Origin of the sequence: Anaerococcus sp. HMSC068A02 (genome assembly GCF_001811125.1) — a bacterium.
Lineage (GTDB): Bacteria > Bacillota > Clostridia > Tissierellales > Peptoniphilaceae > Anaerococcus > Anaerococcus vaginalis_C.
The window spans coordinates 14453-35939 of the sequence record NZ_KV803746.1 but is presented as its reverse complement, the minus strand read 5'-3'; the positions used below and the strand labels follow the sequence as shown (position 1 = coordinate 35939).

The 21487-nt window shown below is 26.8% G+C and carries 21 protein-coding genes and 1 other annotated feature; of the genes, 3 read left to right on the top strand and 18 right to left on the bottom strand.

Annotated features, from left to right (window positions below; all coding sequences use genetic code 11):
* Nucleotides 1-64: 64 nt before the first annotated feature.
* From aroQ to hpf, 6 genes are all read right to left on the bottom strand, one after another.
* A complete protein-coding gene (gene aroQ / locus HMPREF2782_RS03635; RefSeq protein WP_004839113.1) occupies nucleotides 65-499 on the bottom strand; it encodes a type II 3-dehydroquinate dehydratase in 435 nt (144 codons plus the stop codon).
* Nucleotides 480-1967, bottom strand: coding sequence for a shikimate kinase (locus tag HMPREF2782_RS03630; RefSeq protein WP_070640927.1), 1488 nt, complete (start codon nucleotides 1965-1967; stop codon nucleotides 480-482). The genes aroQ and HMPREF2782_RS03630 overlap by 20 nt, the downstream gene beginning before the upstream one ends.
* Nucleotides 1968-3197, bottom strand: a complete 1230-nt coding sequence (gene aroA, locus HMPREF2782_RS03625) for a 3-phosphoshikimate 1-carboxyvinyltransferase (RefSeq protein ID WP_070640925.1) — start codon at nucleotides 3195-3197, stop codon at nucleotides 1968-1970.
* The gene (aroB, locus tag HMPREF2782_RS03620; protein ID WP_070640923.1) at nucleotides 3184-4215 is read right to left on the bottom strand and encodes a 3-dehydroquinate synthase; all 1032 of its coding nucleotides are present in this window, start codon (nucleotides 4213-4215) and stop codon (nucleotides 3184-3186) included. The genes aroA and aroB overlap by 14 nt, the downstream gene beginning before the upstream one ends.
* On the bottom strand, nucleotides 4215-5021 hold the full coding sequence (locus tag HMPREF2782_RS03615; protein WP_070640921.1) for a prephenate dehydrogenase: 807 nt from the start codon (nucleotides 5019-5021) through the stop codon (nucleotides 4215-4217). Before HMPREF2782_RS03615 ends, aroB begins: the two co-directional genes overlap by 1 nt.
* 104 nt (nucleotides 5022-5125) lie before the next feature.
* Complete coding sequence (gene hpf, locus HMPREF2782_RS03610) at nucleotides 5126-5659, bottom strand: ribosome hibernation-promoting factor, HPF/YfiA family (RefSeq protein WP_004839118.1); 534 nt, start codon at nucleotides 5657-5659, stop codon at nucleotides 5126-5128.
* Nucleotides 5660-5773: 114 nt separating this feature from the next.
* Between hpf and HMPREF2782_RS03605 the strand changes: the two genes are divergently transcribed.
* From HMPREF2782_RS03605 to HMPREF2782_RS03595, 3 genes are read left to right on the top strand one after another with little or no spacing between them, the layout of a single operon-like run.
* Nucleotides 5774-7684, top strand: coding sequence for an alpha/beta hydrolase family protein (locus tag HMPREF2782_RS03605; protein ID WP_070640919.1), 1911 nt, complete (start codon nucleotides 5774-5776; stop codon nucleotides 7682-7684).
* Complete coding sequence (locus HMPREF2782_RS03600; protein WP_070606088.1) at nucleotides 7681-8562, top strand: YihY/virulence factor BrkB family protein; 882 nt, start codon at nucleotides 7681-7683, stop codon at nucleotides 8560-8562. Before HMPREF2782_RS03605 ends, HMPREF2782_RS03600 begins: the two co-directional genes overlap by 4 nt.
* 55 nt (nucleotides 8563-8617) lie before the next feature.
* Nucleotides 8618-9154: a 5-formyltetrahydrofolate cyclo-ligase gene (locus HMPREF2782_RS03595; RefSeq protein WP_070640917.1), complete on the top strand. Its 537-nt coding sequence runs from the start codon at nucleotides 8618-8620 to the stop codon at nucleotides 9152-9154.
* 50 nt (nucleotides 9155-9204) lie between these two features.
* Here HMPREF2782_RS03595 and HMPREF2782_RS09490 read toward each other — a convergent pair whose 3' ends face one another.
* The 12 genes from HMPREF2782_RS09490 to HMPREF2782_RS03535 all read right to left on the bottom strand — a co-directional run bounded on the left by HMPREF2782_RS09490 (nucleotide 9205) and on the right by HMPREF2782_RS03535 (nucleotide 21446).
* Nucleotides 9205-9459, bottom strand: a complete 255-nt coding sequence (locus HMPREF2782_RS09490; RefSeq protein ID WP_070640915.1) for a hypothetical protein — start codon at nucleotides 9457-9459, stop codon at nucleotides 9205-9207.
* Between the two features lie 241 nt (nucleotides 9460-9700).
* A complete protein-coding gene (gene serS / locus HMPREF2782_RS03585) occupies nucleotides 9701-10993 on the bottom strand; it encodes a serine--tRNA ligase (RefSeq protein WP_019117425.1) in 1293 nt (430 codons plus the stop codon).
* 40 nt (nucleotides 10994-11033) lie between these two features.
* Nucleotides 11034-11199: a binding site (T-box leader), on the bottom strand.
* Nucleotides 11200-11234: 35 nt separating this feature from the next.
* Entirely contained in the window at nucleotides 11235-11897 is a 663-nt protein-coding gene (locus HMPREF2782_RS03580; protein WP_070640913.1) for an NAD(P)H-hydrate epimerase, read from the bottom strand.
* Between the two features lie 9 nt (nucleotides 11898-11906).
* Entirely contained in the window at nucleotides 11907-12866 is a 960-nt protein-coding gene (locus tag HMPREF2782_RS03575; protein ID WP_019117423.1) for an ATP-binding protein, read from the bottom strand.
* Nucleotides 12863-13624 carry a DnaD domain-containing protein gene (locus HMPREF2782_RS03570; RefSeq protein WP_070640910.1) on the bottom strand — a complete coding sequence of 254 codons (762 nt, stop codon included), beginning with the start codon at nucleotides 13622-13624 and terminating at the stop codon, nucleotides 12863-12865. The genes HMPREF2782_RS03575 and HMPREF2782_RS03570 overlap by 4 nt, the downstream gene beginning before the upstream one ends.
* Nucleotides 13614-14189, bottom strand: a complete 576-nt coding sequence (locus HMPREF2782_RS03565; RefSeq protein ID WP_261668603.1) for a GNAT family N-acetyltransferase — start codon at nucleotides 14187-14189, stop codon at nucleotides 13614-13616. Before HMPREF2782_RS03565 ends, HMPREF2782_RS03570 begins: the two co-directional genes overlap by 11 nt.
* Complete coding sequence (dnaB, locus tag HMPREF2782_RS03560) at nucleotides 14179-15504, bottom strand: replicative DNA helicase (protein WP_070640908.1); 1326 nt, start codon at nucleotides 15502-15504, stop codon at nucleotides 14179-14181. The genes HMPREF2782_RS03565 and dnaB overlap by 11 nt, the downstream gene beginning before the upstream one ends.
* Nucleotides 15504-15944 (bottom strand): 50S ribosomal protein L9, encoded by a 441-nt coding sequence (gene rplI, locus HMPREF2782_RS03555; RefSeq protein ID WP_026074017.1) that lies wholly within the window; start codon nucleotides 15942-15944, stop codon nucleotides 15504-15506. The genes dnaB and rplI overlap by 1 nt, the downstream gene beginning before the upstream one ends.
* A complete protein-coding gene (locus HMPREF2782_RS03550; protein WP_070640906.1) occupies nucleotides 15925-17931 on the bottom strand; it encodes a DHH family phosphoesterase in 2007 nt (668 codons plus the stop codon). Before HMPREF2782_RS03550 ends, rplI begins: the two co-directional genes overlap by 20 nt.
* Complete coding sequence (locus HMPREF2782_RS03545) at nucleotides 17928-18818, bottom strand: DUF2232 domain-containing protein (protein ID WP_070640904.1); 891 nt, start codon at nucleotides 18816-18818, stop codon at nucleotides 17928-17930. Before HMPREF2782_RS03545 ends, HMPREF2782_RS03550 begins: the two co-directional genes overlap by 4 nt.
* Before the next feature lie 159 nt (nucleotides 18819-18977).
* The gene (locus tag HMPREF2782_RS03540) at nucleotides 18978-20549 is read right to left on the bottom strand and encodes a catalase (RefSeq protein ID WP_391486491.1); all 1572 of its coding nucleotides are present in this window, start codon (nucleotides 20547-20549) and stop codon (nucleotides 18978-18980) included.
* 216 nt (nucleotides 20550-20765) lie between these two features.
* The gene (locus tag HMPREF2782_RS03535; protein WP_261668602.1) at nucleotides 20766-21446 is read right to left on the bottom strand and encodes an ABC transporter ATP-binding protein; all 681 of its coding nucleotides are present in this window, start codon (nucleotides 21444-21446) and stop codon (nucleotides 20766-20768) included.
* Between the last annotated feature and the right edge of the window lie 41 nt (nucleotides 21447-21487).

Below are 21487 nucleotides of genomic sequence, written 5' to 3'. Positions count from 1 at the left end.
GATTAAACTATCACAAATATAATATTAAATGAAAATCAACAAATTGTAAAATAAATTTACAAATTTATTTATCATAATTTTCTTTTAAAAAATCAATCGCTTCTATATAACCATCAAAGCCCTTGCCTTTAATAGTTTTTTTGGCAAAATATGAAACATAGGATATTTTTCTAAAATCTTCTCTTTTATTTACATCTGTCAAATGCACTTCAACTGTTGGAATATTTACAGCTTTTAGTGCATCCAAAATTGCAATTGATGTATGGGTATAAGCTGCTGGATTTATTACGATTCCATCATACAAATTATAAGCTTCTTGAATTTTATTTATAATTTGTCCTTCAGAATTTGATTGGTATATTTCAATTTCAATGTCCTTTTCTTTAGTGTATTCTTTTATATATTTTATTAAATCTTTATAATTTTTTGAGCCATAAATATTTTTTTCTCTAATTCCAAGCATATTTATATTTGGTCCGTTAATTATCAATATTCTCATAAAATTTCACCTCAATTTCCTTAGCACATTCCAGCAAATTATTATTTTCCACCTCAAAATCTTTAAAACTGTCATATAATTTTTTTCTCTTTTTATATAAATCAAATAAATTATATTTTTTTGAAATAGGTCTTCCCTCTGTTTCTAGATTTTCTAAATTTCTTTTTACTTCTACTATTAGAGAATTTTCTTTTAGGAAATAATAATTTTCTTTTCTTTCAACAACACCTCCGCCACAACTTATAATAAGAGAAGTTTTTTTTGAAATTTCTTTTATTATTTCACTTTCTTTTCTTCTAAATTCGTCTTCCCCATATTTATTAAAAAATTCTTCAATATTGCCATATTTTTTTACAAATTCTAAATCAATATCGACAAGTTTTCTATTCATATTTTTTGCTAAAATTTTTCCAAGACTGGTTTTACCTACTGCTGGCATACCTATTAGGGCAATATTTATTTTTTCTTTATAAATTGATTTTTTTATTTTTTCAATCAGCGATTCATCAATTTTTTTATCTAAAAACAATTCGCTTGCTTTTACTGCTTGAGCAAGCAACATATCAAAACCTGTTGCATATTTTATATTTTTTTCTTTGGCACAAGCTATAATTTTTGTCATATATGGATTGTAAATTAAATCTACAACTGCCTCCAAATTTTTAAAATCATCAAGCTTAATTTCTTTTAAATATTTTCCATTATTTGGATACATTCCAACAGGAGTTGTATTTATTATAATTTCAAAATCAAAATAATCTTTTACATCTTTAAAATAAGGTTTATATTTTCTTGACAAAAATACTATTTTTTTCGCACCTTCATCTTTTAAAACTTGGATTACAGTTTTTGATGAGGCGCCTTTACCTAAAATTAAGCATTTTTTATCTTTTACATTTATTTTATTTTTTCTCAAATTATAAGAAAATCCATAATAATCAGTATTGTAGCCGTAAAGTTTTCCATTTTTATTTACAATTGTATTTACTGCTCCAATTTTTTCTGCTTTTTTTGAAACAAAATCTAGATACTTCATTACTGTTTTTTTATAAGGAATTGTTACATTTATGCCTTTAAAATCTTTTCTTTCAAAAAAATAATCTAATTCTTCTTCTTTTTTTTCAAAATATTGGTAATCATAAAAGGCTATTTTTTCGTGAATTATTTTTGAATAAGAATGAGCTAAACTTTTTCCCAAAAGTCCATATTTTTCTTCTTCCTTTTGTAAATTTTTCGATTGATCCATAATTTCTTGGAAAATAGGAAGAAAATATTCTCCGTATTCAGGGCTTTCCTCTTTTATTTTTTTTAAAATTTCTCGCTCTCTTTTTGGATCGTAAATTTTTTTATTATGGGAAATCTTGTAGGCTCTAACTTTTTTTGAAAGGTCAAATCTTTTTTCTAATAATTTTATAATTTCTTCATCAATTTTATTAATTTGATTTCTAATCTCTTTTAAATCTTCCATTTAAGCTCCTAAATACTCAATTTTCCCTCCTAATTTTTCAAAAGTTTTAAAAAATGAAGGATAGGATTTGTTTACTGCCTTATAATTTTTTATAATAATATCATCTTTTGCCATTAAGGAAGCGATGCTTGCTGCCATTACAATTCTGTGATCGTTAAATGAGTCGACTGTTCCAGATTTTATTTTCCCTGAAATTTTTAGATTATCTCCAACAATTTCGCATTTCGCTCCCAAATCATTTAGCATTTTTGAAGTTGATTCAAGCCTATCGCTTTCTTTAAGCCTCAATCTTTTTCCATTTGTAATGTAGGAAGTTTTATCTAGGTATGTTAGAAGAACTGCAAGTATTGGACAAAGATCTGGAATTTGAGAAATATCTATTTCAAGTGTCTTATTTTCATTTTTGCAAAGTTTTATTTTTTTTATAATATTTACAATTTCCCTATCTTTTTGCAAGGAATCTTCTTTCAAATTGTTAATTTTTATTTGAGAATTTATAAGATTTGCCCCATAAAAAAAGGCAGCATTTGACCAATCGCCTTCTACATAATAATTATTTGGCGATTTTATTCGTGGATTTTCTATAAAATAAGAATTATTTTCTTCTTTTACATCTACATTAAAATCTTTTAAAACTTCTCTGCTTATGTCAATATAGCCAAGCGATTCGGGTTTTTCTTTTAATTTTATCGATGTTTTTCCAGATAATTTGCTTGACGCAAGCATAATTGCGGTAATATATTGACTGGATTTATTTTCAAAAAATTCAAAATCGCCACCTTGTAAATTTCCTCTCATTGTATAAGGAATTTTATCAGATGAAATTTCAAGACCATGCTTTCTCAAATTTTTTATTAATTCATAATTTGGTCTTTGACTTAATCTTTCCTCTCCAATAATTTTTACCTCTTTTGCAAAATGATTTGCCACAGCTGTAAAAAATCTTAGTGAAGAACCCGACTCGTACATATCTATTGTGGCTTTTTCTATTTTTTCTTTTGGAGGAGTAACTTTTACAAAATTTTCAAATTTTTCAATCCCAACTCCCAAATTTATTAAAGCATCAATAGTTACATTTATATCTTTTGAAAATTCATTAATATAAATATTTGTAGGATTTTCGCAAAGACCTGCCAAAATCAAAGCCCTATGTCCATATGATTTTGAGGAAATGGCGTCAATTTCTCCTTCAAGCCTTGATGGATGAATTAAAATATTATCTGTTTTCATAAATTTTCCTCAAATCCTTTAAATCTATATTTAAAATTTCGCAAGTTCCAAGATTTCTCACAACAATTATATTTATCCTGTCATTTCTTGATTTTTTATCAACCATGCAAACTTTTAATATTTTTTCTGTATCAAAATCAATTTCTTTATCAAGATTATATTTTTTTAACACTTTTATAAAATCATCGTAAAAACTTTCGTAAAAATTTTTAACCATAATTTTCATACCAAGAGCAACCGCATGGCCATGGCTTATTTCAAAATTTGAATTTTTCTCTATAGCATGAGCAAATGTGTGGCCATAATTTAAAATTTGCCTAATACCAAAATCTTTTTCATCATCTTTAACCACATCTTTTTTTATATCCAAGCATTTTTTTATAATTGATGGGAGATTTTCGTAAGTTTTACTTACATTTTCTTTTGAAATTTCATCAAAAATAGACTTGTCCCTAATCATTCCATATTTTATAGCCTCAGCCAAACCATCATTAAAATAATAATCCGATAGAGTTTTTAAAAAATCTGTATCTATAAAAACTTTTTTGGGTTGGTAAAAAGTTCCACACAAATTTTTTCCTGCCTTCAAATTCACAGCAGTTTTTCCTCCAACTGATGAATCAATTGCTGATAAAAAAGTAGTTGGAATTGAAATGTAATCAATTCCTCTAAGATACAAAGATGCAACAAGTCCAGAAATATCTCCTACAACTCCTCCACCAAAAGCAATTACTAAATCAGACCTTCTATATTGATTTTGTGCAGCAAATTCTAAAATTTTTATCAAATTTTCTGTCGATTTAGAATTTTCTCCGTTTTTTATTATAAATTCTTTATAAAAAAATCCATCAAGCTCTTTAATTATTTTTTCTTTGTGGATTTTATAAACTAAGTCATCGCTTATAATTAAAATTTTTGAATTTTTATAATTTTCTTTTAAATATGTATTTAATTTTTTTATAATATTTGAGCCTATTTCTATTTCATAGGGATTTATCAAATCTACACTTAATTTCATTACCACATCTTCTTTCTTGTGTCATTTCCTTTTTTTAGTTGGGCTTTTAATTTATCTACGTCGTTATTTTTCAAATCATTTTTTAATTCTTCCAAGTTTTCCATCATTGTATTTATGTCCTCAATCAAAAAATCCTTGTTTAATAAAAATAATTCTGACCATAAGTTTTCATCAATCTTTGAAACTCTTGTCATATCTTTTAAACTCCCAGCAGAAAATCCATCATGGTAAATGCTTTTTTGATTTAATACATAAGCATTAGAAATCACATGACATAGTTGAGATGTAAAAGAAATCATTTCATCGTGTTTTTTGGGACTTGCCTTTACAAATTTATTAAATCCAATTTTTTTAAATAAAGAAATTTCCTCATCATCTAAATCATCAACATAAATCATCGAAGCATTTTTGTATAAATCTTTTAAAGAAGATTCAAAGCCATAAACTTCTCTACCAGCCATAGGATGAATTGATTTATATACGAAAGAATATTTTTCTGATAATTTTTTTATATATGGATACAAATTATTTTTTACTCCAGAAATTTCCATAACAGTTTTGGATAAGTATTTATAATTTTTTCCAACAAAATTTTTTATGGTTAATGGATTTAAACAAATAATTGTAAGATCCATTTTTTTTAATTCATTCTTATCTTCAATTATTTTTATACCAAAATTCTTGGCCGATTTTTTTGTTTTTTCATCAATATCATAGCCATAAACTATATTATCACTATACTCTATAAAAGCCTTAGCAAAAGAACCGCCCATTAATCCTAAACCAACTATAGCAATTTTTTTCATTATTTATCCCTCATATTTAAATATTTTTATTTATATTATATCAAAAATATTTTTAGTGAACACAAAAATACTGCTGCAAAATAATTTGCAGCAGCTAATTTATTTTATTCGGGAATAATTAATCCGTAATGTCCATCTTTTCTTTTATATACAAGTCTTGTTTTCATTTCTTCATCATCTAAGTATATAAAGAAATCGTGATTTAATAATTCCATTTGCATACAAGCTTCTTCATCGCTCATAGGTCTTAGAACTATTTCTTTTTGTCTTTTAATTTTTGGAATATTTTCTTCTTTTCCTTCTTCAATGTTATCAAAGGATTCAAATTTAATTGATTCACCATTTCTTCTATTTCTTTGTAATTTTGTCTTTTGTTTTCTAATTTGACGAACCAAAGCATCTATTACTTTATCAATTCCTGTTGAGAAATTATCATTTACTTCCTCAGCTCTTAAAATTGTTCCGCCTTTAAGAAAAATGGTTGATTCAACTTTTTTTAAATTACCTTCAGTAGAAAATTTGAGGTCCATTTCTTCTTCCTTGTTGAAATATTTGTCAAGCCTATCAAATTTTTCCTTAGCTTCTTCTTTTAAGCTTTCATAAACATTGATGTTTTTACCTTTAATATTTAATTTCATATTGAACCTCCGTCCTTTTGATATTATATATATACCCCCGTAAGTTTAATGTAAACCTTTAGTTTTTTCTTTATTAAAATTTATTGTATAATGAGATAAATGCAAGGAGGAAAAATGGAAAAAACAAAAATTAATGATATTTTAACTTATGATTTTTATTCAAGTCTTGAAATATCTAATGACGAAAAATATTTGGCTTTTTTAAAAACAAATGCTAATTTAGATGAAAATAAATACATTTCTTATCTTTATCTTTTTGATATAGAAAAAAATAAAAAATATAAAGTTTCTGATAATAAAAATATTGGAATTTTTATTTTTGATGAAGATGATAATTTAATTTACAAGGAAAAATCCGACGATAAATTTGATTATTTTTATAAAAAAGATAGGTCAATGGGAGTTGGAAGTTTAGAATTTAAAATTGATAAAAATGTTTCATATATCAAAGATTTAAAAAACGGATATTATTTGATAAAAGCTTCTGACAAATTAAGTGAGGACGAAAAGAAAAAACAAAAGGAAAATTCTTTTTATAAGGAAGTTACCAAATTGCCTTTTTGGTTTAATTGCATAGGTTATATAGATAATCAAAAACAAAGTCTTTACCTTTACAAAAAAGAAGATAAAAGTCTTCAAAAAATAAGAGATTTTGAAAATGAAAGTCTAAATGCTTTTGCAATAAATAAAAACGCAAATAAATTAGCTCTAGTTTTGGGAAAAAATGATAATAAAGTTTCAAGGCTTAGAGATGATTTGATAATTTTAGATTTAGAAAATAAGGAAGAAAAAATTATAATCGAAAATGAATTTGCCTATTACGATATATTTTTTAATGAAAAAGATGAAATTATTTTTGTGGCAAGTGATATGAAAAAAGGCGGAATAAATGAAGACGCCTTTATTTACAAAGGAAATTTATCTGGAGAATATAAAAAAATAAGTCCTGATGATTTTGATAAATCTTTTGGAAATTCAATTGGAAGCGATGCAAGGCATGAAGCTTATAGGACTTTTTTTTACAAAAACAATAAATTTTATTTTGTAGTTACAGAAAAAGAAGAATCAAAACTTTATTCCTTAGATGAAAATGAAAATATAAAACTTGAAATTTCTGATTGTGTTGAAGATTTTGCAATAGCAAATGATAATATTTATTATTTTGCCATGACAGAAGATAGAATTTCCCACTTAAAAGAAAAGAAAAATGGCAAAATTTTACTTGATAATAAAATAAATTCATCACTTGGAAAAATTGAAGAATTTTTCTATGAATCAAATGGTGATAAAATTAGAGGATTTGTTCTTTTGCCAGTAGATTTTGATAAAAACAAAAAATATCCTACCATTTTATCAATCCACGGCGGACCAAAAACAGAATTTTCAAATATTTTCCACCACGAGCACCAAGTTTTTGCAAATGATGGATATATAATTATTTATACAAATCCACACGGTTCAAGTGGAAATGGTGTAAAATATTCTGATATTAGAGGAAAATATGGAACTATTGACTATGAAGATTTGATGAATTTTACAGATTTTGCTATAAAAAAATATCCACAAATTGATGAAAATAATATGGGAGTTTATGGCGGATCTTATGGTGGATTTATGACAAATTGGATTGTTTCACACACGAACAGATTTAAGGCTGCAAATTCTCAAAGATCAATTTCAAATTGGACTTCATTCTATGGAGTTTCTGATATAGGATATTATTTTGCACCTGACCAAACAGGAGCAAATCCTTGGGATAATTTAGAAAAAATGTGGGAGCAATCTCCTATTAAGCATGCAAAAAATGTAAAAACTCCAACAATGTTTATTCATTCTGACGAAGATTATAGATGTCCATTAGAGCAAGGTCTTCAAATGTATACAAGAATAAAAGAAAATGGCGTTGATACAAAAATGTATATTTTTCACGGAGAAAATCACGAATTGTCAAGATCTGGAAAGCCAAAAGCAAGAATAAAAAGACTAGAAAAAATTAAAGAATGGTTTGATGGGTACTTGAAATGAAAGGAAAAATAAAATCAAAAAAAACTAAAAAATTTATTTTTACCCTAATCGAAAGAGCAAAGTCCCACGATATTATGACCTTGGCGTCTTCTCTTTCCTATTATTTTTTGTCAGCTGCAATTCCCATGCTTTTGGTTTTATTAAATCTTGTTACAAAATATATGAAAGGTAACGAAGATGTGATTGTAGAATTTATTGAGCTTTTGCCAGAAACAATAAGAGGTGTAATTTTGATGCTTGTAAAATCAATCATTAATTCATCATCAGTTTCCACACTTTCTACAATTACTTTAATATTTGCTCTTTGGTCAGCATCAAAAGGAGTTTCAAAAATAATTCTTGCAATAAATGTAGCTTACGGGCTTGAAGATGATCATTCCATGATAAAAAATAAAATATTTGGATTCTTATATACCTTTATCCTTATTTTTATCCTAATATTTTTATTTTTGCTAAGAATTTATTCAAATGGAATTTTAAACTTAATAGAAAATGTATTGCAACTTGTAAATTCTTCATTTTCTCTAGAAAAATTTACTTGGCTAATCAATTTAGTTTCTGGAATACTTCCGCCAATAATTTTAATTCTTGGCCTAAGCCTTTTATACAAGTGTGCACCTTACAATAATTCAATAAAAATAAGCTTCAAAGACGCCTTTGTCGGCTCAATTTCTACAACAATTATGATTACCATAACAAGCTTTGCCTATTCATTTTTCTTAAATAATATGAGCAATATGTCTGTTATTTACGGAGCTTTGGCAGGAATTATAGCCTTATTAGTTTGGATGCTTTTATTTTCATTGACAATAATTTTGGGAGCAGAAATCATTGCAGCCTATATGAAAACAAAAAATAAATTTACAGGATTAAATTAAGAAAAAAAATTTTAAAATTATTGAATCATAATATAAAAGATTTTGGAGTGATTTAATGAAAAAAGAACTAAGACGTTATTTTATAAATAACAGAAAAAAAATCCCAAAAAACGATAAAAAAAATTGGGATGAAAAAATAAAAAATAAACTTTTAAAAAGCGATTATTATAAAAATGCCAAGTCGATTTTTATTTATTATTCAACAGAAGATGAAATTGATACAAAAAAAATAATAAAACAAGCATTTTTAGATAAAAAGGAAGTTTATATACCAAAAATTATAAAAAAATCTGAAATGATTCCAGTTTTGCTCACTTCATTTGACGATCTTATTGATGGAGCATATAAAATAAAAACATCAAAACTTGAAAAAAGTTTGGAAAAAATAGACCTTACCATAGTCCCAGGACTTTCCTTTGACAAAAATAAATACAGACTTGGCTACGGCGGAGGATATTATGATTATTACATAAAAAATCATAAGTCCTTTTACATCGGTTTATTTTACCAAATAAATAAATCTTTCAAATTAAATTTCGATAATTTTGATCAAAAATTAGATTTAATAATTACTGATAAAAATATATTCTAAAGAAAAAACTCTAAAGTTTTATTTAAGACTTTAGAGTTTTTGTTTATATTTTAAAAAATTATAGATACTATAGAAAATATAGAAGCACAAATTATAAGTAAATTCCAAAATAAAGATTTGTTTTTATATACCAAAACAAAATTTACAAAAAATATAATATAAAAAACAAGCATAATGAACTTAGCTAAATTTTCAGGCACATTATATCCAAAATAAGAACTAACTATAATGAAAATCATAGCTATAGCGAAAATCGCCCTTATAGTTTTATAGTATAAATTATCCTTTAACATTTCAAAATTCATATCATTTCCCCTCGTTACGAAAAATTTTTGAGTATTTATTCTTGATTTATATTGTAATTTTATTATAAAGAAAATCGTAATCATTATCAATAGCTTTTTTAAAAATTTCTATTTAGCTTCTAATAAAATTTTTTAGTAAATTTCTGCTAGAATTTTTTATTTTAAAATTCAAAATAAAAAAAGACAGCAAAGATAATTTTCTACTTAACTCTACTGCCTTTTTAATTTAAAATCTTAATATTTATTTTTTATTTTTTGGAACAAGTTTTTCCATTCCGCCCATATACATTTGTAATGGTTTTGGAATTTTAACTGATCCGTCTTCTTGTAATAAGTTTTCTAAAAATGCAATTAACATTCTTGGAGGAGCTACTACTGTGTTATTTAATGTGTGAGCAAAATAATTTCCTTTTTCTCCTCTTAATCTTATTTTAAGTCTTCTTGCTTGTGCATCTCCAAGATTTGAACATGAACCTACTTCAAAATATTTTCCTTGTCTTGGGCTCCACGCTTCAACGTCGCAAGATTTTACTTTTAAATCTGCCAAGTCTCCTGAACAACATTCGAGTGTTCTTACAGGAATTTCTAATGATCTAAAAAATTCTACTGTATTTTTCCATAATTCATCGTAAAATTTCTTTGAATCTTCTGGTTTACAAATTATAACCATTTCTTGCTTTTCAAATTGGTGGATTCTATAAACTCCACGCTCTTCAATTCCGTGAGCTCCAACTTCTTTTCTAAAACATGGAGAATATGATGTCATTCTTAGTGGCATTTCATTTTCATCTGTGATTGAATTTATAAATTTACCAATCATTGAGTGCTCACTTGTTCCGATTAAATATAAATCTTCGCCTTCGATTTTATACATCATATCTTCCATTTCAGCAAAACTCATTACGCCTGTAACAACGTCAGATCTAATCATAAATGGTGGAATGTGATATTCATATCCCTTGTCAATCATAAAATCTCTTGCATAAGAAAGAATTGCTGAATGAAGTCTTGCAATATCTCCTTTTAAATAATAAAAACCTGCTCCTGATGTATCTCTTGCAGAATCTAAATCAATTCCATTAAAGCTTTCCATAATATCAACGTGATAAGGAACTTCAAAATCTGGAGTTACATTTTCGCCAAATCTTTCAATTTCTACATTTTCGCTGTCATCTTTTCCTATTGGAACTGAATCGTCAATTATTTGTGGGATAACTTGCATTTTTTCTTTTAATTGGTCTTGGAATTTTCTTGTATCTTCTTCGATTTGAACAAGTCTATCATTTATATCTGAAACTTCTTCTTTTACTTTTTCAGCTTCATCTTTTTTTCCTTGGCCCATAAGAGCACCAATTTGTTTTGAAGTTTTATTTCTTTTTGCCCTTAAATTATCTCCCTCAGTTTTTACATCTCTTAATTTTTCATCAAGCTCAATTACTTCATCAACCAAAACTAATTTTTCATCTTGAAATTTTTTCTTGATATTTTCTTTTACAAAATCTGGGTTTTCTCTTACAAATTTTATGTCTAACATATTTCCTCCTAATTTTTTTACAATAAAAAAATCTCATCCCAAAAGGGACGAGATTATCGCGGTACCACCCAATTTAATGAAATAAATTCATTCACTTTAAATTTATAAGCTCAAAGACGGATTCATTAACTTTCGCCAAAGATTTTCACCAACCATCTTCTCTCTAAAGGTTATTTTTAATTACTACTTCTTATCACAGCTTTATTCAATTAATAGTAATATACTTTTATTTTTATTTTTTTCAAACATTAACAAATTTTTCAATAGCAATTTGAGGAAGTCCTATATCACAAACTACAGTTTTATCCCTAAAATAATTATCTTCATAAAGACCTTTTTTTAAAATTTGCATACAAACAATTAAGTCGCTATCAACATAAGATCCATAATTATTTTCCCCATTTGCATCAAAACCTGATGGCAAATCAATAGAAATCGTGTAAATATTTTTTTCATTTATCAAATCAATTATATTTGCATAAATTCCAGAAACAGGTCTATTTAAACCAGTTCCAAATATTCCATCAACAATCGTATTTACCCTATCAAGATTTTTTCTTAAAAAATTCATATCTTCAATCGTTTCAATCGAATAAATATTTTCTGTAAGATTTTTGCAAGCATTATAATTTATTATAAAATCTTTGCTTGCTTTGTTTTTATTTCCAATAATATAAATATCACAATCTTTAGAAAGGGCAAGCAAATTTCTAGCAAGAGCAAGTCCATCAGCTCCGTTGTTTCCACAAGAAACAATAAGAGCAAAAGAGTGTCTTATATCAAGATTAATATTTTCCATCACAGAAAGTGCTGCTCTTTCAACCAAACACAAAGACGGAATTTTAATTTCATTTATTGCATAGCTGTCAATATTTTGCATGGTTTCACGATCTACTAAAAGCATATTTTACTCCTAAAATAAAAGTCTTAAATCTTCTCCAAAAATTTCCATTACATGGCTTGAACCAATAATTCTTGAAAAAATCCTATCTCCATAAAACTCCATTAGCTCATCTTCAGAATAATTTGATGAAAAAATAATTGGTTTTTTATTAATCATCCTATCATTAACAATTTCAAAAAGATTTGATTCATTAGAATTTCTGTCATTTTCGCTTCCCAAATCATCAATAATTAAAAGGTCAGATTCAAAAATCAAATCATATCTTTCTTTTAATTCCTCTTTTCTTTCAGAAAAAGCATACAAATAATCATTCATAAATGAAAATAATTTTGTAGCTGTAAGATAAAGAACTGAATAATTTCTATCCAAAATTTCCTTAGCAATAGAATTTATCAAAAAAGTTTTGCCCCTTCCAACATCTCCAAATATATAAAGATTTTTATAATTTTTTGAGAAATTTTCAACATACATTTTTGCATCATTTTGAATTCTAATTATGTTTTCATAGGGACTAATTGGATAATCTTTGTAAAGATTTTTAGAATATAAATTTGCGTTAAATGTTCTAAAATTTTCTCTTTGAACAAGCCTACTAATATTTGATTGGGAATATTTTTTCTCTATTATAAGTTTTTTTCTACACCTACAAATTTGTGTATTTACAAAACCTGTATCCTTACATATATCACAATGATAATGGATTTTTAAATAGTCTTTTGGGTAAGAATTTTCAAGTAAAATTTCTTCCTTTTGTCTATCAAGCTCTTTTAATTTTTTCTTTAATTCATCTACATTAATTCCTTCTTGAGCCTTTGTTATTGCCATTTGCCCAAGCGATGCAATAGTTTTGTCAATAACTTTAATTCTTGGAAATTTTTCATATATTTCTTTTTTTCTTTTTTCTTGTTCTTCTTTATTTTTTATTCTTCTTTTTTCAATTATTCTTGAAATATTGTCATTGGGACTCATCTTATATCCCCTCCTTCAAGAATTTTTTTAAATCTTTCTTCCCTTGCCTTTTGGGCATAAGATTTTTCATTTGGATTTTTATTTTTTGACCTATAAACTTTTTTTGCACTCTTATATTTTCTTGGAGATTTTTCTCTCATTAATTTCGCTCTTTCTTCTTTTATTTTTAAGTCATTTAAGGAAAAAATACTTTGATCTCTCCAAGTTTTTAAAAATCCCATTACATATTTTACATCAACATTATTTACTTCTTTTGCTTGCCTAAAAGCTTCTGTAACAAGCTCAGGATCTTGTTTATATTCATCTAAAGTTTCGTGAATCCTTCTAATATCTTGTGGAGTAAGCTGTCTTTGAATAATTCTTTCAACCTGATTAAACATTACAGATTTTCTTTTTGAAGTATCAAGCATATTTTCGCTTGCATTTTCCTTTGAATTTCCAAAATAAGCTTGTCTTAGAGAAATTATTTCAAGATAAAAAGTCCCATCGCCCCTATCTTTTTTTCTAAATACTCCCATATTTGTCCAATATGAAATTATTTCGTTCATTTTTTCATCATCAAAGGCAAGTTGTCTTTTTATTTTTTCTAAATCAACTTCTCCACTAGATTTTAAATCCTTATATAAAAGCAAAAAAACTTTTAGGCTATCTCCGTCTGCCATGGGTACGTATGTATTTAAAAACATATTTTCAAATGATGTTTCTCCCATATCCAAACTCAAATTTTGAATTTTAAATTCCAAATTATTACCTTCCATCTTTTCTTATTTTCATTTTTGTAATAAAACTATAAATTTTGCCATTTTTCATTAAAAAATATTTATCGTCAGGATATATTTCTTGATTTTCAAAAATTTCTATTGTATCGCCACATTTTTTAAATCCTAATTTTTCATACAAAGAAATCGCTCTTTTATTAAAATTATTTACATCAAGATAAAGTTCATTAAATTTTAAATCCTCAAAATAATAATCAAGTAAGATTTTCATAGCCTTAAAACCATAACCTCTTGAAGTATATTGTGGATCAAAAACAATTCCCAATTCACTTTTTCTTAAAATCGGATTATAATTTTTTAGACCGATAAAGGCAATAAAACTATCATCGTCAATTTTTCTTACTGCAAAATATCTTTTCCTATAAATATTTACATTCATAAACCAAACTTCGCAATCAATTTGAGAAAAATTTCCATAATTATAGCCTTTTAATCTTTCATCCTCATTCATTGACCATTTTCTTAATTCATAAGCATCATCTAAGTCTAATTTTTTTAAATATATCTTATCGTCTTTACCAATTATTTTCATTTTATTTTTCATCATGACTTAGGTCTTTAAAAGTTGTGCATTGTTTGTGGAAAAATAATTCCATAAGACCAGTTGGACCATTTCTGTGTTTTGCCAAAATTACTTTTGCCACATTAGGATTATCATCTACGTCATAATAATCTTCCCTATACAAAAGCATAACAACATCAGCATCTTGCTCGATTGCTCCTGATTCACGAAGATCTGATAAAATTGGCTTGTGATCAGATCTTTTGTCAGCCTCACGCGATAGTTGGGCAAGTGATAAAACTGGGCAATTTATTTCTTTTGACAAAGATTTTAAACCTCTAGAAATTTGTGCAATTTCTTGTTGCCTATTATCAAATCTTCCCTCGCCAGTCATAAGTTGCAAATAATCAATTACAATTAAATCAAGTCCTTCTTCTGCCTTTAATCTTTTACATTTACTTCTAAGCTCTGACAAAGTAATTCCTGCAGTTTCATCTACATAGATTTCTTTTTCTTTAATTTTTGTGATTGCATTTATAATTTCAATCCACTCGTCAGCTTCCAAATTTCCTGTAATAATTTTTTCAAGATCAATCATAGAAACCATAGAAATTAATCTTTGATTTAATTGATAAGTTGACATTTCTAATGAAAAAAACGCAACAGATTTGCCAGCGTTTGCCGCATTCCATGCCATAGTAAGACCAAGAGCAGTCTTTCCCATCGCAGGTCTTGCAGCAAGTAAAATTAATTGGGAATTTTGAAGACCTGACAGTTTATCATCAACACTTGAAATTCCTGTCGTAACTCCAGTTATTTTTCCTTCATTTAGACTTAAAAGTTCAAGTTGTTTTATTGTTTCATCCATAGTTTCAGAAACTCTTACAAGGCCCTTATCAAGATTTTTTTGGCTTATTTCAAAAATTTTTGATTCTGCCATTTCTATAACTTCTTTAGCATCTTTTTTTTGCTCGTAAGATTTTCCAACTATTTCATCACACGCGCTTATTAATGCTCTAAGGAGAGCTTTTTCTTTGACATTCTCACAGTATTGATCCATGTTTGGAGTATAAAATGAGGAGAGTGTTATCTCTACAATAAACTGCTCTCCTCCAACTTCCTCCAAGATGTTTTCTGATTTTAATTTTGATATAAGACTTACTTCATCTATTTTTATATCTTTTTGATACATATTAACTAAAGTCTTATAAATTCTTTGGCATCTTGAATCATAAAACTCATAAGGCTTTACTAATTGTATAGCCTGATCTATGGTTTCACTTTTTGTAATTATACAACCAATTATGGCCATCTCTGAAGAAATATCACTAGGCATTTGCCTAAGATTTTCTTCCATTATTCTGCCTCAACCTTCACTTTTAATTTTGCAGAAACTTGTTGGTAAAGCTTAATTGTAACTTCATAATCTCCAAGTGAATCAATGTCAGCCTTGTCGATTTTTTTCTTATCTACTTCAATATTTTTTTCATCAAGAGCTTTTTTAATATCCATATTTGTAATTGAACCAAATAATTTTCCATTTTCTCCAGCTTTTACCTTGATTATAACTTCTGTTTTTTCAATTTTTTCTTTATTTTCCATTGCAGCTTTTATGTTTTCATCTTCTTCTTTTTTTAGTTGTTTAAGATGTTCATCAAGCTTTGCTAAATTTTCTTTATTTGCTTCTACTCCAAGATTATTTGGTAAAATATAATTTCTAAAGTAACCTTGCTTTACATTTACAACTTCGCCTTTTTTGCCGATTTTTTTAACATCTTCAGTTAATATTATCTTCATTTTTTTCAACTTCCTCCTCTAAATATTCTTTTATAGCTTTTTTAAGCATAACTTCTGCTTCTTCTATACTCATATCAAGTTGGGTTGCAGCTGAAGTTAAATGTCCTCCTCCGCCAATTCTTTCCAAAATTAATTGAACTGAAATATCTCCCAAACTTCTTCCTGATATATGGATTTTATCATTTGATCTTGTCAAAACAAAACTTGCTTTAACACCTTTTATATTTAATAAATCATCAGCAGCTTGACTTGCTATTAAAGTTGAGCCATCCATTTCTCTATTAAAATGACCTATTGCAATAAAATCATTTACCACTGTCGAATCAGCTATTACTTCTGATTTGTATTTTACTATTTCAAAATCATCTTTGAACATTCTTTTTATTATAATTGAATCTGCTCCCCATCTTTTTAAAATTGATGCGGCTTCGAAAGTTCTTACTCCTGTTTGATAAACGAAATTTTTTGTATCAACAGTAAGTCCTGCAAGAAGGGCTTCTGCAACTGGAACTCTTGCCTTAAATGATTCATCAAAATAATTTAAAATTTCTGTTACAAGCTCGCTTGCACTTGATGCATAAGGCTCAATATAAGAAATTGTTGCATTTCTTATATAGTCATTTCCCCTTCTGTGATGATCAATTATTACAATTTGTTCTGTCTTATCAATTAATGATGGAGCTTCTGTAGAATTTTTTCTGTGATTGTCTGTCACAATTACCAAAGAGCCTTGATCCATCAATTCCAAAGCTTTTATTTCTGTAACAACATTTTCTCTAAATCCTTCCAAATCTTCAACAGTTCTATTGTAAATATTTTCTATTGGTTTGTTTACTTCATTTAAAACAAAATAACATTCTTTGCCAATACTTTTTATTCCTTCATAAATTCCAAGAGCTGAACCAAAAGAATCCATGTCTGGATTGTTATGTCCCATTACAAAAACTTTTGATGATGTTTCTACCATTCTTTTTAAAGCTTGAGATATAACACGACTTCTTACTTTTGAAATTTTTTCTGTTGCTTTTGATTTGCCACCAAAATATTCGTAATTATCGCCTTCTTTTATTACAACTTGATCGCCACCACGCGAAAGAGCAATATCTATTGAAATTCTAGATTCCTCGTAAATATCAATAGGTTTTGAACCTGATAAACCTACACCAACAGAAAGAGTTGGTTGAATAGAATTTCCTTTTTTAACTTCTCTTACCAAATCCAAAATTTTAAATTTACTATCATAAATTTTTTTGTAATCATCATAATGAATCATTACCATGTACCTATCATTTTCATATTTTCTTACCATGGCACCATATTTTTCAAAATAATTCATTATAATTCTATCAATTTCTCCAGTTAAAGATGATCTATCACTTGCCTTTGTAGATTGTCTTAAATCATCAAAGTTGTCAATATACATTGTCAAAACAACAAGGCGTCTGTCTTTAAATATTTTTTTGATATTCTCATCAGATGTATTATCAATTCCATAAACAAAAGTAAGCTCATCATCAAATTTTTCTCTTTTTATTGTAGAATAATAAAATTCATAAACCTTATCGTAAATATCAACAGTTATAGGATCCGTTGATTGTTTAGAAAAATCTATTTGGCTAAAATCTGTTATAAAATTATTTACACTTTTCCCTATTAAATTTTTCGCCTCAAACAATTCCTTAAAATTAGAATTATGCCACTTAATTGTTTTTCCATCTTCTAAAATAACAATAGGAAATGGCATTTGAAATACAACGTTTTTAGTTATTTCATCAAAAGAATAATCCAACTCATCAATATATGCTTGGAAAAAATCCTCATTATTATCATCTATTTTTTTAATATAAAAATATAATAAAACTACAAGGATAAGTCCTATAGTTGCAAAAATTTTCTCATAAAAAAACAAGATTATCGAAATAATTAGAGGTAAGATTAGTATAAAAATATAATTTTCTTTCGTAAAATACCTTAATTTTTCCTTCATGCTATCCTCGCTTTTCTTCTTAAATTCAAAAATACATCAATAAAACCTATTATGGCTATAATTTCTGATATGTAAGCAAATAATATAAATAATAAAAACCAATTAATTATTCTTGCTGCTTTGCTTTTCCTTAGCGATACAAAATAATCAATCAACAAAACCCCATTTACACAAAATAATAATTTAAAAGCCATAATTGAATTTAACAAAATAAATTCATTTGAAAAAGATAAAATTTTACATAATATTACTGAAATAATTAGGCAAATAAAAATATCTCTTAAATCTTTTATATCAATTCTAATTGTGTTAATTCTTCTTAAATCCCTTATATTTTCATTTTTATAATTCAAATAATTTCTAACAAGTTTTAGTGAAATCATGCTGTAAATCAAAGAAAAGAAAACAAAAACCAAAGGTATTGCTTTAAGACTTTTTCTTATTATTACTTTATTTATTTTGAAATTTTGATCTTTAAATATTTTTTCTGTCGCATCTACTAAAAAATTAAAATTAATATCTGACTTAGAGTAAAGATACCCAATAATTGTCAAAGATAAAACTGAAAAAATTATAGTAAGTACTTTCAAACTATACTTATCAGTTTTATTTTTCTTAATTAAATCATATAAAACATTTCCATAAATTATCATAGGAGACATTAAAAAAATAGTCATCCTTATATTTAAAATTGCAGAAAATAAACCTGTCGTAAATAAAAATATCATTTTATTTTTATCATTTAATTCCCACAATTTTATGGCAGTAAAAATTGGAATAAAAAATGCAAATACCAAAAAACGCGTTGATAAAAATGCTAAAACAACATTTATTAAACCAAAAATTATTGCTCCTAATTTTTTATTTTTCTTTAAATAATCATTCATAAAAATCCTTTCTATTTTTTAGGATGTTTATCACATAGATTATACGATTTTTGAAAAAAAAAGCTAACATTAAAAATCAAATAACCCCTAAAAATACAAAATGAAAATTTTGAATTTCAGGGGTTGATTTATGATTTTAATTAATTATTTTTATTTGATTTATAGTAAATATGGATCGTCTTCTGGTTTTATAAATTTTTTAGGATCATAGTCTGTTTTTATTTCTTTCCATTCTTTCATAGATAAATCTTTGCTAGGTTTATCCAATTCTTTATGAGCATTGTTTGCTTTATAATTTGCTTGTCTTGAATCCCTTTTACTTAATTCTAAATCAACATCGTTAATGTCAATTTCTAAAACCTTAGCAAGTCTTTCTCCATAATCTTTATCTGCTTGATAGCAATGATTTATCCATCTATGTTTAATTTGTAGCGTAGTATCTTTCATGTGTCTTGCAGTATTTTCACATAAAACTTCTTTTTGATCGTCTGTCATTGCTCTATAAAGCATTCCTGGTTGAGTGTAATAATCTTGATCTTCTTTTCTATAATCATATCTATAAACATCTCCACCATCTTGTTTTGGCTCATATCCCCTAGGATCTTCTTCCCAATTTCCATAAGAATTTGGTTCATAGTGATTTTCTCCACCAAGATTTCCATCAATTCTCATAAGACCATCTCTATGCCAAGGATGATAATCTTTTTTATTCATTCCCTTTGGAGAATTTACTGGAATTTGATTGTGATTAATTCCAAGTCTATATCTTTGTGCATCTCCATACATCAAAATTCTTGATTGCAGCATCCTATCTGGAGAAAATGAAATTCCTGGAACATTATTTCCTGGACTAAATGCAGATTGTTCTACATCTTGAAAATAATTTTCTGGATTTTTATTTAATTCAAATTCTCCAACTTCGATGAATGGATGATCTTTTTTTAACCACATCTTTGTTAAATCAAATGGATTTACTTCCATATTATTAGCTTCATCTTCACTCATAACTTGAATATACATCTTCCACTTAGGATATTTCTTTTTTTCTATAGCCTCAAAAAGATCTCTTTGATGTGAATCCGGATCCATTCCTTTTACTTTTTCAGCTTCTTGGTCTGTAAGATTTTGAATTCCTTGTTGGGATCTAAAATGAAATTTTACCCAAGTTCTTTCATTATCTTCATTAATTAAAGAATAAGTGTGAGAACCAAACCCATGCATATATCTATAAGATGATGGAATTCCTCTGTCACTCATTGTAATTGTTACTTGAAGAAGAGATTCTGGCAACGAAGACCAAAAATCCCAATTGCTATTAGGACTTCTCATGTTATTTTTTGGATCTCTTTTTACAACGCGATTTAAATCTATAAATTTCATAGGATCTCTAAAGAAAAATACTGGAGTATTATTTCCAACTAAATCCCAGTTACCTTCTTCTGTATAAAATTTTAGAGCAAATCCTCTAATATCTCTATCTGCATCTGCAAATCCTCTTTCTCCTGCAACAAGAGAAAATCTTGCAAACATTTCTGTTTTCTTTCCTACTTTAGAAAAAATTTTTGCCTTAGTATATTTGCTTATATCATTTGTAACTGTAAAAGTTCCAAAAGCTCCTGAACCTTTTGCGTGCATTCTTCTTTCAGGAATAACTTCTCTATTAAAATGAGCATTTTTTTCAAAAAGCCAAGTATCTTCAAAAACTATTGGACCTCTTCTTCCTGCTGTCATTGAATCTTGATTATTTTCTACTGGAGCTCCAGAAGCTCTTGTAATTTTAGGATTTTCGCCTTTAGTATTATTTCTACTAGGTAAGTTGTCTCCTAAATTATTTTTATCCATTGGATTTTTTTTCATATTCCCTCCTTCTTAATAAAATATTTTCATCTATTTTAAATATACCCTAAGAAGAACCTTTGAAACTTAGAAGATTAGAAGAAATATCTTTTAATAATTTAAAATATTTAAAATTTTATTTCTGTATTCAATAAATTTATCACTTGTCCTATCTCTTGGATAGTCCAAATTTATATCTACAACTTCTTTTACCCTACCAGCTCTTGGCTCCATTATTATAATTTTTGTAGACATATAAACAGCTTCTTCTACATCGTGAGTTACCATAATCATTAAATTTTTAATTTCTTGCCACAAATTTAAAATTTCATCTTGCAAATTCATTCTTGTAAAAGCATCAAGGCTTCCCAAAGGCTCATCAAGTAAAAATATTTCTGGTTTTGAAATCATAGTTCTAATCAACGAAACTCTTTGTGCCATTCCACCTGATAATTCTTTTGGATAAGAATTTTTAAATTCTATTAGTCCGACTTTTTTTAGCATTTTATCAATTTCTTTCTCATCAATTTTCTCTTCGTTTTTTAATGATCCAGAAAATCCTACATTTTCTCCAACGCTTAGCCAAGGAAAAAGCCTAGGTTTTTGAAAGACCATGCCCTTTCTTGATGACGGTTTATCAATAATTTTTTTATCTAATAAAATTTCCCCTTGGCTTGGTTTTATTAAACCAGAAATTAATTGTTTTTTTATTATGAAATCAATTATACGAATTCCTATTAATTTAGTAAAAATTAATTTTAAATTTTTTCCAAATAAAATTAATAATTGCAAATCAAAAAAGGATCTAAAATTTATAATTCAATATTTCTCCT